The 12,131-nt window shown below is 61.3% G+C and carries 15 protein-coding genes; 13 read left to right on the forward strand and 2 right to left on the reverse strand.

From position 1 onward, the window contains the following. Window positions 1-5 precede the first annotated feature (5 nt). The 12 genes from napG to AACX78_RS09185 all read left to right on the forward strand — a co-directional run bounded on the left by napG (window position 6) and on the right by AACX78_RS09185 (window position 8,903). On the forward strand, window positions 6-740 hold the full coding sequence (gene napG, locus AACX78_RS09130) for a ferredoxin-type protein NapG (protein ID WP_005309879.1): 735 nt from the start codon (window positions 6-8) through the stop codon (window positions 738-740). Further along, on the forward strand, window positions 737-1,612 hold the full coding sequence (gene napH, locus AACX78_RS09135) for a quinol dehydrogenase ferredoxin subunit NapH (protein WP_159165997.1): 876 nt from the start codon (window positions 737-739) through the stop codon (window positions 1,610-1,612). The genes napG and napH overlap by 4 nt, the downstream gene beginning before the upstream one ends. After that, window positions 1,612-2,067, forward strand: a complete 456-nt coding sequence (locus AACX78_RS09140) for a nitrate reductase cytochrome c-type subunit (protein WP_005309884.1) — start codon at window positions 1,612-1,614, stop codon at window positions 2,065-2,067. The genes napH and AACX78_RS09140 overlap by 1 nt, the downstream gene beginning before the upstream one ends. 94 nt (window positions 2,068-2,161) lie before the next feature. Beyond that, window positions 2,162-2,752 carry a cytochrome c3 family protein gene (locus AACX78_RS09145; protein WP_005309887.1) on the forward strand — a complete coding sequence of 197 codons (591 nt, stop codon included), beginning with the start codon at window positions 2,162-2,164 and terminating at the stop codon, window positions 2,750-2,752. A 261-nt stretch (window positions 2,753-3,013) separates the two neighbouring features. Then, complete coding sequence (moaB, locus tag AACX78_RS09150; protein ID WP_159165998.1) at window positions 3,014-3,520, forward strand: molybdenum cofactor biosynthesis protein B; 507 nt, start codon at window positions 3,014-3,016, stop codon at window positions 3,518-3,520. Between the two features lie 49 nt (window positions 3,521-3,569). Continuing rightward, window positions 3,570-4,064 carry a cyclic pyranopterin monophosphate synthase MoaC gene (moaC, locus tag AACX78_RS09155; RefSeq protein ID WP_059113847.1) on the forward strand — a complete coding sequence of 165 codons (495 nt, stop codon included), beginning with the start codon at window positions 3,570-3,572 and terminating at the stop codon, window positions 4,062-4,064. Further along, window positions 4,061-4,306 carry a molybdopterin synthase sulfur carrier subunit gene (gene moaD, locus AACX78_RS09160; protein ID WP_159165999.1) on the forward strand — a complete coding sequence of 82 codons (246 nt, stop codon included), beginning with the start codon at window positions 4,061-4,063 and terminating at the stop codon, window positions 4,304-4,306. The genes moaC and moaD overlap by 4 nt, the downstream gene beginning before the upstream one ends. Window positions 4,307-4,701: 395 nt before the next feature. Continuing rightward, a complete protein-coding gene (gene moaE / locus AACX78_RS09165; RefSeq protein ID WP_159166000.1) occupies window positions 4,702-5,181 on the forward strand; it encodes a molybdopterin synthase catalytic subunit MoaE in 480 nt (159 codons plus the stop codon). Window positions 5,182-5,269: 88 nt separating this feature from the next. Further along, window positions 5,270-5,998, forward strand: coding sequence for a molybdate ABC transporter substrate-binding protein (gene modA, locus AACX78_RS09170; RefSeq protein WP_159166001.1), 729 nt, complete (start codon window positions 5,270-5,272; stop codon window positions 5,996-5,998). 217 nt (window positions 5,999-6,215) lie between these two features. Then, the gene (modB, locus tag AACX78_RS09175) at window positions 6,216-6,896 is read left to right on the forward strand and encodes a molybdate ABC transporter permease subunit (protein ID WP_096118583.1); all 681 of its coding nucleotides are present in this window, start codon (window positions 6,216-6,218) and stop codon (window positions 6,894-6,896) included. After that, on the forward strand, window positions 6,893-7,993 hold the full coding sequence (gene modC, locus AACX78_RS09180) for a molybdenum ABC transporter ATP-binding protein (protein ID WP_236556308.1): 1,101 nt from the start codon (window positions 6,893-6,895) through the stop codon (window positions 7,991-7,993). Before modB ends, modC begins: the two co-directional genes overlap by 4 nt. A gap of 130 nt (window positions 7,994-8,123) precedes the next feature. Continuing rightward, window positions 8,124-8,903 carry an alpha/beta fold hydrolase gene (locus AACX78_RS09185; protein WP_201302820.1) on the forward strand — a complete coding sequence of 260 codons (780 nt, stop codon included), beginning with the start codon at window positions 8,124-8,126 and terminating at the stop codon, window positions 8,901-8,903. A gap of 67 nt (window positions 8,904-8,970) precedes the next feature. On the opposite strand, the gene moeB is transcribed toward AACX78_RS09185, so the two are convergent. Beyond that, the gene (gene moeB / locus AACX78_RS09190) at window positions 8,971-9,726 is read right to left on the reverse strand and encodes a molybdopterin-synthase adenylyltransferase MoeB (RefSeq protein WP_159166002.1); all 756 of its coding nucleotides are present in this window, start codon (window positions 9,724-9,726) and stop codon (window positions 8,971-8,973) included. Beyond that, on the reverse strand, window positions 9,723-10,949 hold the full coding sequence (gene moeA, locus AACX78_RS09195; protein ID WP_159166003.1) for a molybdopterin molybdotransferase MoeA: 1,227 nt from the start codon (window positions 10,947-10,949) through the stop codon (window positions 9,723-9,725). The genes moeB and moeA overlap by 4 nt, the downstream gene beginning before the upstream one ends. 320 nt (window positions 10,950-11,269) lie before the next feature. Here moeA and folE point away from each other — a divergent pair, with 320 nt between their 5' ends. Then, complete coding sequence (gene folE, locus AACX78_RS09200; protein WP_159166004.1) at window positions 11,270-11,926, forward strand: GTP cyclohydrolase I FolE; 657 nt, start codon at window positions 11,270-11,272, stop codon at window positions 11,924-11,926. Window positions 11,927-12,131: the final 205 nt, after the last annotated feature.

Genomic DNA, 12,131 nt, shown 5'->3' on the forward strand with positions numbered 1-12,131 from the left:
GCGAGATGAGTCGTAGTCGCCGCCAGTTTCTGGCCGACATGGCCAAGGGGGCCTGCGGTGTGGGCCTGCTTGGTGTGGGTCTGGGCGGAATGGCGCGTCAGCAGGCAGCGGCGGTGCCCGCCCAGGCACTGCGTCCGCCGGCAGCCCTCGACGAGGCCGAGTTCCTCAGTGCCTGTGTGCGCTGCGGACTCTGCGTCGACGCCTGTCCCTACGACACCCTCAAGCTTGCCCGGCTGTTTGAACCCGTCACCACGGGCACCCCTTATTTCCAGGCGCGCGCCGTGCCATGCGAGATGTGTGACGACATTCCCTGCGTGGTGGCCTGTCCAAGCGGAGCCCTGGATCAGGGGATGACCGACATCGATCAGGCACGAATGGGGGTAGCTGTGCTCATCGATCACGAGACCTGCCTCAACTATCTGGGTCTGCGCTGCGATGTTTGCTACCGGGTCTGTCCCTTGATTGACAAGGCCATCTCGCTCGAACTGGTGCGCAACCCGCGCACCGGCAAACACGCCATGTTTTTGCCGACGGTGCACAGCGACATCTGTACCGGTTGTGGCAAGTGCGAGCATGCCTGTGTGCTGGAGGAGTCCGCCATCAAGGTGGTGCCGCGCCAGCTCGCCAAAGGGGAGCTTGGCCATCACTACCGGCTCGGCTGGGAAGAAAAGCGCAAAGCGGGCAAGTCACTCATCGGTGAGCGGCTCACACTGCCGACCCGTAAACCGGAGGGGTTATGAGTCGTTATCCGGGAGCCGAGGCCAGCGCTAGGCTCGGCTGGTGGCGGGCACACTGCTTCCTGCTGCTGCGTCGTCTGACCCAGTTCAGCGTGCTGGGGTTGTTTCTGCTGGGGCCGCTGGCGGGTGTCTGGATCCTCAAGGGCAATCTCTCCAGCTCGCTGTTGCTGGAAACGGTGCCGCTGAGCGATCCCTTGACCCTGCTGCAGTCGGTGGCGGCGGGTCATTGGCCCATCACCACCCTCTGGATCGGGGCTGTCATTGTGCTCTTGGGGTACTGGCTGGTCGGGGGACGGGTGTTCTGCTCCTGGGTCTGTCCGGTCAACCTCGTCACGGATGCCGCCGCCTGGGCCAGGGCCAGACTTGGCCTCAAGGGCAATGGCCAGTTCAGTCGCAATACGCGTTACTGGTTGCTGGCCATGGTGCTGGTGGTGCCAGCCGTGGTGGGTGTGATGGTGTGGGAGCTGGTCAATCCGGTGTCCTTGGCCATGCGCGGCCTGCTGTTTGGAATGGGGGCTGGCTGGGCACTGTTGGCGATGATCTTCCTGTTCGACTTGTTCGTGGTGGAGCGGGGCTGGTGTGGTCATCTCTGTCCGGTGGGGGCCTTCTACGCCCTGGTCAACCGGGTCGGGTTTATCAAAATTTCTGCCAAGGGACGCGAGCGGTGCAGCAACTGCATGGATTGTTATGCGGTCTGCCCGGAGCGGCCCATTCTGCGCGGCCCCGTTCACGGTGCCAAGCGTGGTCACGGGCCCCTGATTGCGGCTCAAGAGTGTACCAACTGCGGCCGTTGCATTGATGTCTGCGCGGAGCAAGTTTTTGAAATCACTGTAGGTTTTGCCGTCAAGGCAGAGAAAATGTCGGAGAACACATAATGAAAAAGCTGATTGGAGCAATGCTGGCCTGCCTGATGGCGGGTTCCTTGATGGCCGCCATCCCCGAGATCACCAATAGCACAGGGGGGATCAAATCCGAGCGGGGGAGCACGGATCTCACCACGGAGGCTGAAGCTGCCCCTTTGAAGAACTTTCGCAAGGACGGGGATCTCTACGATCGCCAGTACATGCATCAGCCGCCGCTGATCCCTCACGATGTTCGCAACTATGAAGTGGACACCAAGGTCAACAAGTGTCTGGCCTGTCACAGCTTCAAGAATGCCAGCAAGATGAAGGCCCCCAAGATCAGTCCCACTCACTTTGAGACCCGTGACGGCATGACCCTGGGTGAAGTATCGCCGCGTCGCTACTTCTGCCTGCAGTGCCACGTACCGCAAGCGGATGCCAAGCCGCTGGTGGAAAACACCTTTAAACCGGTTGAAGCACTGAACTGAGGAGTTCGCAGATGACATTATTCGGCGTTGTTCAGCGAGTCTGGAACACCTTTAACACTCCAGTGAACGAAGCACTGAACTGAGGAACCCATAGATGAAATTACCCGGCTTTATCCAGCGTCTGTGGACCACGTTCAAGTCACCGTCAAAGGCAGCACTCTGGGTGCTGCTGCTGATGGGCTTTTTCGGTGGCGTCATCTTCTGGGGTGGCTTCAATACTGCCATGGAAGCTTCCAATACCGAGAAATTCTGTGTCGGTTGCCACGAGATGAAAGACAACGTGTTCGTGGAGTACCGCGACACCATTCACTATGCCAACCGTTCCGGTGTGCGGGCCAGTTGCCCGGATTGCCACGTGCCTCACGAGTGGACCTACAAGATCATTCGCAAGGTACAGGCCTCGAAAGAGCTGTGGGGCATGTTGACTGGCAAGGTGGATACTCGCGAGAAGTTCGAGTCGCACCGGCGCGAAATGGCCGAGCGGGAGTGGCAACGCATGAAGGATACAGACTCGAGGGAGTGCCGCAATTGTCATAACTTCGAGTACATGGACTTCTCTTTGCAAGGCAAGCGGGGTGCCCAGATGCACTCCACCAGTCTGGCCAGTGGCGAGAACACCTGCATCGACTGTCACAAGGGCATAGCTCACCAATTGCCTGACATGACGGGGGTCAAGGGCTTTTAAGCCATCTTGAACAGACCGGGGTTGTCCGGTCTGTTCATATTCCCGCCAGCCAGCTTGAAACGGTATTTGTGCCTCCTTTAAATCCCCCCTCTTGCGCGAGTTTTGGTAGAATCGGGCCGCCGTGAGTCGCAGGGAGTGAGCGGGTGGTCAAGGTTGTGCCCGAGCAGGCACTGGCCATCCCGAGAGCAGGTACCGCAAGCCGGGATCCTGACCACTCTCTTCTTCTCTTTTCTCACGGTCTTTTGCTATCAGGAGCTGCCCATGGGACAGAAAAACAGCGCATTCATTCCTCTCAAGATCGCCGTGTTGACGGTCTCCGACAGTCGTACCAGTGCCAATGACAGTTCGGGTGATTATCTGGTGTCGGCCGTGACAGAAGCAGGTCACCAGTTGGCCGATCGTGCCCTGCTCGCCGACAACCTTTATCAGGTTCGTTCCCGGGTCAGCCAGTGGATTGCCGATGAAACCATACAGGTGGTGCTGATCAATGGCGGCACGGGTTTTACCGATCAGAACTGGGTGCCGGAGGCGGTCGGCGTACTGTTCGATCGCACCGTCAAGGGCTTTGGCGAGTTGTTCCGCCAGCTCTCGTTTGCCGAAATCGAAGGGTCGGCCATGCAGAGCCGTGCCCTGGCCGGGCTCGCCAACCGTACTCTGGTCTGCTGCCTGCCCGGTTCTCCCGGTGCTTGCCAGCTCGGCTGGGAGCAGCTTATCCGGGATCAGCTCGATGCCCGTACCCAGCCCTGCAACTTCGTGGCCCATCTCTGAGTCGCGAGTCATTGATCCCAACACTATGTCAGCCTTAAAGGGGAGCGTGATGAACCTGACCCATCTCAACCAAAGCGGCGAAGCCCACATGGTGGACGTGACCGACAAGCAGGTCACCGAACGTGAGGCCCGCGCCGAGGCCTTCGTCGCCATGGCATCTGACACCCTGGCCCTGATCCTGAGCGGTCAGCACCACAAGGGTGACGTGTTCGCTACCGCCCGCATCGCCGGCATCATGGCGGCCAAGAAGACCTCGGATCTTATCCCGCTCTGCCATCCGCTGGCATTGACCAGGGTCGAGGTGGAGATAGTGCCGTTACCTGAGCAAAACAGGGTTCATATCCGCACCCTCTGCAAACTCTCCGGCAAGACAGGGGTGGAGATGGAGGCGCTGACGGCCGCATCGGTTGCAGCGCTGACCATCTATGACATGTGCAAGGCGGTGCAAAAGGACATGGTGATCGAACAGGTTCGACTGGTGGAGAAAAAGGGCGGCAAGTCCGGCCACTTTCAGTTGGGATCGAATGCAGGAGATAACGCATGATCAAGGTACTGTTTTTTGCGCAAGTAAGAGAGCTGGTGGCCTGTGACGAACTGAGCCTGCCCTGTGACTACGCCACCGCTGAAGCGCTGCGCAACAGCTTAAGCGAGCGCGGCGACAAGTGGGCACTGGCGCTGGAGGCTGGCAAATTGCTGGTCGCGGTCAACCAGACCCTGGTGCCCCTCGATACCCCCATCAATGATGGCGATGAAGTGGCCTTCTTCCCCCCAGTGACCGGAGGTTAAGGATGCGCGAGATAATGACCGTGGATCGCACCACTGAGCTGTGCGGTGGCGACGAAGTGGCCTTCTTCCCTCTCCTTCCAGTAACGACCGGAGGTTAAGGATGCGCGAGATAATGACCGTGGATCGCACCACTGAGCTGTGCGGTGGCGACGAAGTGGCCTTCTTCCCTCTCCTTCCAGTAACGACCGGAGGTTAAGGATGCGCGAGATAATGACCGTGGATCGCACCACTGAGCTGTGCGGTGGCGACGAAGTGGCCTTCTTCCCTCTCCTTCCAGTAACGACCGGAGGTTAAGGATGCGCGAGATAATGACCGTGGATCGCACCACTGAGCTGTGCGGTGGTGACGAAGTGGCTTTCTTCCCTCTCCTTCCAGTAACGACCGGAGGCTGAGCCATGTCTCAAGCAACCACGATACCCATAGATCGCATTCTGGTGCAGCGGGAGGACTTTTCGCTGGCCGACGAGTATGCCTGTCTCGCCACCCGCGCCGACAGTGGCGCCATCGTCACCTTCGTTGGCAAGGTGCGCGACTTCAATCATGGGGAGGAGGTGAAGGGGCTGGCACTCGAGCACTACCCAGGCATGACAGAGAAGGCGTTGGCCGATATCGTGCATGAGGCCCGCGAGCGCTGGCCGTTGCATGAGTGCACCCTGATCCACCGCATCGGCGAGCTGTGGCTTGGCGATCAGATAGTGCTGGTGGCGGTGAGCAGTGCCCACCGTGACGCCGCCTTTGACGCCTGCCACTTCATCATGGATTTCTTGAAAACTCGGGCGCCGTTCTGGAAAAAAGAGCTGACCGCCGAGGGTGTACAACGCTGGGTCGAGGCCAAGGATAGCGACAACGCCGCCGCCGCCCGCTGGCAAGCCTGACCTGTTCATCACGAGGGGCGCAGGTTCAACGGGAACCACGGCCCCGCTTAGGGGCGCGGATGTTCGGGCCCCCATCAGGAGAAAGGGAATGAAACCGCTGTTATCTGTTGTCATCGCAGGGGTCTGCGCTGCTACCTTGCATACCGGTGCCGTGCAGGCCGATGAAGTGAAGGTGGCCGTGGCTGCCAACTTCAAGGGCACCATGGAGCGTATCGGCAAGGCGTTCACGGCCAAGACCGGCCACACTCTGGCCATCTCGTCTGCCGCCACCGGAGTGCTCTACACCCAGATCAGTCACGGCGCGCCGTTCGATCTCTTCCTCTCCGCCGATGTGGCGACTCCCGAGAAGCTGGAAAAAGAGGGCAAGGGGAGCGATCGCTTCACCTACGCCATCGGTCAGCTGGGGCTGTGGAAGAAAGGGGGCCCGGCTCCTGACGAGGCGACCCTGCGCAGCTGGAAAGGCAACCTTGCCATCGCCAATGCCCGCACCGCACCCTATGGTGCCGCCGCCATGGCGACCCTCACCCATCTCAAGATCGATCCCAAGCAGTACCGGCTGCTGACCGGTGCCAACATCGGCCAGACCTGGCAGTTTGTCGATACCGGCAATGCCGAACTGGGCTTCGTGGCCTGGGCCAATCTGGTGGACGCCGGTAAAACCGGCGAAGCCTGGGCTGTGCCTGCCAACTTCTATCCCGCCATCGAGCAGCAGGGGCTGGTATTGAAGAAAGGGGCCGCGGTGGAGGCGCTGGTGGCCTGGCTCAAGGGCCCGGGTCAGGTGCAGATCAAGGCCGCGGGCTATGCCCTGCCCCAATAAGGGCGTAGACCTGATGCGATACCCTGAGTGGTCGGCCTTCGGGTCGGCCACTCTTTGCAATGAGGATGGACACCATGCCGTTGGCTGCATTCAACCGGGAGCGGGACGATGAGTAGAGGTTGGCTGGCAATGAGTTGCCTGACTCTGGATCAGGTCTACTGGGAGATCAGCTCATTTGCAGTGTTTGGTGCTGAACCAGGCGCTGGGAGTGAGTCCGATGAGTGAAGGGGATCTGCTGGCGATCTGGCTCACCCTCAAGCTGGCAGCCTGTACCACGGGCATATTATTGCTGCTGTCGCCGCCGCTGGCCTGGTGGTTGTCCCGCAGCCAGCACAGATTGCGGCCGCTGGTGGAGGCCTTGGTGGCCTTGCCGCTGGTACTGCCCCCCACTGTGCTGGGGTTTTATCTGTTGCTCGCCTTCTCCCCTGAATATGGCTTTGGTGCCTGGTGGCGTGACACCTTCGGCGCCCCGCTTGCCTTCAGTTTTCTCGGCCTGCTGTTCGCCTCCATCCTCTATTCGCTGCCGTTCGTGGTGCAGCCGCTCACCTCCGCCTTCGTCAACATGGGCAACAAGGAGCTGGAAGCTGCCGCCACCCTGGGGCTGGGGCCGGTCGAGCGCTTCTTCCACATCATCTTGCCGATGACCCTGCCCAGCTTCGTGATGGCGGCGGCCCTCGGCTTTGCTCATACCCTTGGGGAGTTTGGCGTGGTGCTGATGATTGGCGGCAATATCCCTGGGGAGACCCAGGTGCTCTCCATCGCCCTGTTTGATCACGTGGAGGCGATGGATTACCGACACGCCCACTATCTGGCGGGCGGCCTGATGGGCTTCTCGCTGGTGATGCTGGTGCTGGTCTATGGCGTATTACAGCGCCGGCAGCGGAGATTGTTCGGATGAGCCAGCCAGCCACTATGTCGCAGAGCAACGCTCTGCACCGCCATCCCTTGCAATTTGATGCCCGGCGCGAGTTTGGCCCCTTTACCCTCGATTGCGCACTGACCCTGGAGCTGGGGGGCATTCTCGGTCTGTTTGGCCCCTCCGGCTGCGGCAAGAGCACACTGCTGCGCATCATGGCTGGGCTCGATCGCCAAACAGGGGATCGCTTGTGGTGGGGCGATCGGGAGTGCGCTGAACTGCTGCCCGAAGCGCGCCGGATCGGACTGGTGTTTCAGGATTCGCGGCTCTTTCCCCATCTGACGGTGCTCGGCAATCTGCAACTGGCGGCCCGCAAGGGGCGAGGGCGCTGGCAGCCCGAAGCGCTGGCGGCGCGGCTCGGTTTTGCCGATCTGCTGGGGCAGCCTGCCCATGGTCTCTCCGGCGGCCAGCGTCAGCGGGTGGCGCTGGGGCGGGCGCTGCTGGCCGAGCCCGATTTGCTGCTGCTTGATGAGCCCTTCTCGGCGCTGGACAGCCGCAGCCGCATCCATCAGGCCCACGTGCTCAAAGGCTTGCAGCAGGAAAGCGGCATCCCCATGATCTTCGTCAGCCACGCCATGGAGGAGGTGAGCCTGCTCTGCGATCAGCTGGTGCTGCTGGAAGGTGGCAGGGTGGAAGCGCAAGGCAGGCCGAGCGAGATCTTCGCCCGCACGGATCTGTCGCTCGCCAGTCGCGACGATGCCGGTGTGATGCTGGATGCTACCCTGGCCCACTACGATGACGACGAGCAGATGGCGACCCTGCATCTCGGCGAGCAGACATTGCGGGTCACCATGACCCATGTGCCGGACGAGAGTGGCCCCTTGCAGATCAAAGTGGCGGGGCGGGATGTGGTGATCGCCACGGCGCCTATCGAGCACTCCAGTCTCTCCAACTGTCTCACCACCCGTTTGATGGCGGTGCGCGAGGTGCGCCCCGGCCAGACCCTGTTGCAGTTGGCGCTGGGTGAGCAGATACTGCTGGCCCGGATCACCAGTCGCTCCGCCACCCGTCTGGCGCTGGCGCCGGAGCAGCAGATATACGCCTATATCAAGGCGGTCAGTCTGGTCAGTGAAGGTTGAATGGGTGGTGATCTGATACATTGTGGGGCGGCATACCCGGCTAGCGCAGAGGATATGCCCGCAAGCTGGCTGGTGACTATCGGGATAAACAGGGCATGGTTCAGGCAATGAGTCGAGAGGCGATGAACTGATGCGTCGCAATCAGGTAATGAAATCCAACGGTCTTGCCCTGCGCAGTGCGGGGGAGGGTCCCTTGCTGTTGCTGTTGCACGGGCTTGGCTTTTCCAGCCTCGACTGGCAGGCGCAGATAGAGCGTTTTTCCGAACACTACCGGGTGGTGGCGCTGGACTTGCGCGGCCACGGCCAGAGCATGCAGGAGGGACCGTTCGACGTGGCGACCCTGGCGGCCGATGTGGTGAACTGGCTTGATGAACAGCCTGAGCCCGCCTGGGTGGTGGGATTGTCGCTGGGGGCCATGGTGGCGCTGGAGCTGGCCTTGCAACTGCCGCACAAGGTGCGAGGTCTGGTGCTGGTCAACGGCTTTAGCGAGTTTTTGCTGGAGACCCCCAAGGAGCAGGAGCGTTACGCCCAGCGCCTCAAGTGGCTGCGCTGGTTTGGCATGCGCCCCCTCGCCTGGTGGCTGGGTCGCGAGCTCTTCCCGGGGCCCGATCTCGCCCAGGTGCGCCACACCTTTCGGCTGCGCTTCGTGCGCAGCAACAAAAAGAAGACCTATCGGGCGCTGCTCGATGCGCTGCCCGGCTGGTCGGTACGCGCACGGCTTGGCAGCATCTGGCAGCCGGTGGCCATCATCTCCACCAGTCACGACTACCTGCCGCTTGCCAAACGGGTGGAGCAGTTCGCCGCCCTGCCCAACGCCAGTATTCATACCCCCAATGGCCACCATGCCTGGCCGGCAGAAGATCCTTCAGGGTTCAATCACCTGCTGCAGCGGATCCTCTCGACCCATTGAACAGATCCTGCCAGACAGCAAAAAGCCGAACCAGCAGGTTCGGCTTTTTTGTGGATATCAACCGGGTTCAAGGGTGAGAGCAGACCGGGCAGTCGGGGCGTTTTGGCAGCTTCATCTCGCGGAAGGTGCCAGTGAGCCCGTCGATCATCAGGAGGCGGCCGCTGTAACTGCGGCCCATCCCCGCCAGCAGCTTGATGGCCTCCAGCGCTTGCAGGCTGCCGACCAGTCCGACCACGGGGGCGAGCACCCCCGCTTCGACGCAGGTCAGCGCCTGCTCGCCAAACAGGGCGCTAAGGCAGGCGTAACAGGGTTCATCCTCCTGCCAGGTAAAGCTGCACAGCTGCCCTTCGAGCCGGATGGCGGCACCACTCACCAACGGTACCCCGTGTTTGCGCGCGTATTGGTTGAGCAGATTGCGGATGGCCAGGTTGTCGGTGCAATCCAATACCAGCTGGTGCCGGGGCAACAGAGCATCGAGCAGTGCCTCGTCGGCAACCGCGGCGTGAGTCTCCACTTTGAGCCAGGGAGTGAGGGCGCGCAGCGCCTCTGCCGCTGACGCCACCTTGAGCTGGCCAATGCGCGCATCCGTGTGCAGCACCTGGCGTTGCAGGTTGGAGAGTTCCACCTTGTCAAAATCCACCAGCGTGAGCTGGCCGACCCCGGCCACCGCCAGATACTGGCTGGCGGCGCAGCCCAGGCCCCCCGCGCCAATGACCAGCACGCTGGCCTGTTTGAGCGCCTCCTGCCCCTCGAAGTCGAAGGATTTGAGCACTATCTGGCGGTTGTAGCGCAAGAGTTCTGCGTCAGAGAGAATGTCGCTCACAACAGCAAGCTCCCGAACGGCTCGACGGTGACGGTTTCCCCTGCAGCCACCTTGCCCCGCTCACGCTCCAGCACTATGTAGCAGTTGGCGTGGGACAATGAACTGAACACGGCGGAATCCTGGGAGCCTGTGCTGCGCACTTCCAGGCCGTCTGGCCCCTGGCTCAGAATGCCGCGCTGAAAATCGAGCCGACCCGGGGCTTTCTTGAGGGGCTCGGCAGCGATGGCCCGCAGTTGCAGCGGACGCTCGAATTGCTGGCCGGCCAGCTTGGCCAGTGCCGGTTGCACCAGCTGATCGAAAGTGACCATGGCAGAGACAGGATTGCCCGGCAGGCCAAAGAACCAGGCGCGGGGCAGGCGGCCGAAGGCGAATGGTTTGCCCGGCTTGATGGCCAGTTTCCAGAAGCCGATCTCGCCGAGCTCCTCAAGCAGCTGCTTGGTGAAGTCTGCTTCACCGACCGACACGCCACCCGTGGTGATGAGGGCATCGGCCTCGCTGTCGACCCGCAGGAAGGCGGCGCGAAGGGCAGCAGGGTCGTCCGGTATGATGCCAAGGTCGAGGCACTCACAGCCAAGGCGCGCCAGCATGGCCTTGACCCCGTAGCGGTTGGAGTCATAGATGTCGCCGTGGGCGAGCGGGGTACCGACCGGCTTGAGCTCGTCACCCGTGCTGAAAATGGCGACTTTTAGCGGGCGGCGCACCGGCACTGTGGCGATGCCCAAGGAGGCCAGCAGTGGCAGTTCTCGCGGGGTGAGGCGGCAACCCGCACTCAGTACGCTGGCCCCCTCGCGAATGTCTTCCCCGCGGCGGCGAATATTCTGGCCCGGGGTGGGCGGCACCAGAAAGGTGATCTGGTTGCCGTCGGCCTGCGTTTCTTCCTGCATCACCACAGCATCTGTGCCCACAGGTATCGGAGCACCGGTCATGATCCGCACACAGTGACCGGCGGGCCACTCCCCCTGATAGGGCTGACCGGCAAACGCCTTGCCTGCCATGGTGAGCGGAGTGCCGCCAGCCAGATCCGCCAGCCGCACTGCGTAACCGTCCATGGCCGCATTGTCGAAGGGAGGCACTGACAGAGGGGAGGCGATATCGCCAGCGATCACGCGGCCAAGGGCGTGGGGCAGGGGCACTTGCTCTGTGTCGCAGCAGCAGGCGAGTTGGTCCAGCATCCCTTGCAGGGCATCGCTCAGGGGGAGTAGTCCGCTGGTATCAAATCCCATCGTCATTACCTCTTTGGTGTGGTTGAGGGCAGATTATCCCAAAAATCAGTGTGGATGGGCAGGCTTATCAAGGGCTGGCACCAGGTTGCCTGACACAGGGTGGTGATGGAATGGCGGCGGAATAGAGATTGTTTGTCGCAATCCTCCCCGTATGGGGTGGGTCATCAAGGGGTAAAACCCGACGGATTGGCATAAAGTCAGGAGACGGACTTGAGTTAGCTTGAATTATGGCAATAATCGCCGTTTACTATTGCGCCACAACAAAGTGCCGCCACAGACAAGGTGGCCATTACAGTCCCTGAGCGTGGGAGAGGAACAAGATGACGAGCTTAAGCCGGGAAGCCCTGTTGGTCAGGGCAGCCCTCGAGGCCGAGGGCCTCGAGACACCTCTGGTGGCCAATGCGTTGAATGGTCAGCAGAAGAAGGAGAAGATCGAAGGCCACATGCGCGCCATCATGGAGACGCTGGGGCTGGATCTGACCGATGACAGTCTGGCGGAGACGCCGCACCGTATCGCCAAGATGTACGTGAACGAGATCTTCTCCGGTCTCGATTACACCACCTTTCCCAAGGTGACTGTGATCGAGAACAAGATGAAGGTGGACGAGATGATCATGGTGCGGGACATCAGCCTCACCAGCACCTGCGAACACCACTTCGTCACTATCGACGGGCTGGCCCATGTGGCCTATATCCCCCGTGGCAAGGTGATCGGGCTGTCGAAGATCAACCGCATAGTGCAGTTCTTCGCCCGCCGTCCCCAGGTGCAGGAGCGCCTCACCCAGCAGATCCTGCTGGCGTTGCAGACCCTGCTTGGCACCAAGGATGTGGCCATCAGCATCAAGGCGACCCACTTCTGCGTGAAGGCACGGGGTGTGATGGATTCCACCTCCTACACCACCACCACCTCCCTCGGTGGTGTGTTCAAGACCCAACCCGATACCCGCGCCGAGTTTCTGGGCGGCTTGAAGGGCTGATCTGTCAGGAGGCATGGCGCCATGGTGGTATGCCTCCTTTCTCCCTTCTTCTCTCCCTCTTCAGTTCATGGGGCCCGTCGGCCATCTCTCCTGTTTCATCCACAAATTTCCTTAAGGGATTGACCAGTGCGGTCGATATACCTCGGTATGGCCCACTTTGGCTCTCTTTTGGGCCCATGCTGAGCCACAAGGGGCGGGCATCTGT

Origin of the sequence: Aeromonas sp. 9A, assembly GCF_963900955.1 — a bacterium.
In the GTDB taxonomy this organism is placed as follows: Bacteria; Pseudomonadota; Gammaproteobacteria; order Enterobacterales; family Aeromonadaceae; genus Aeromonas; species Aeromonas salmonicida.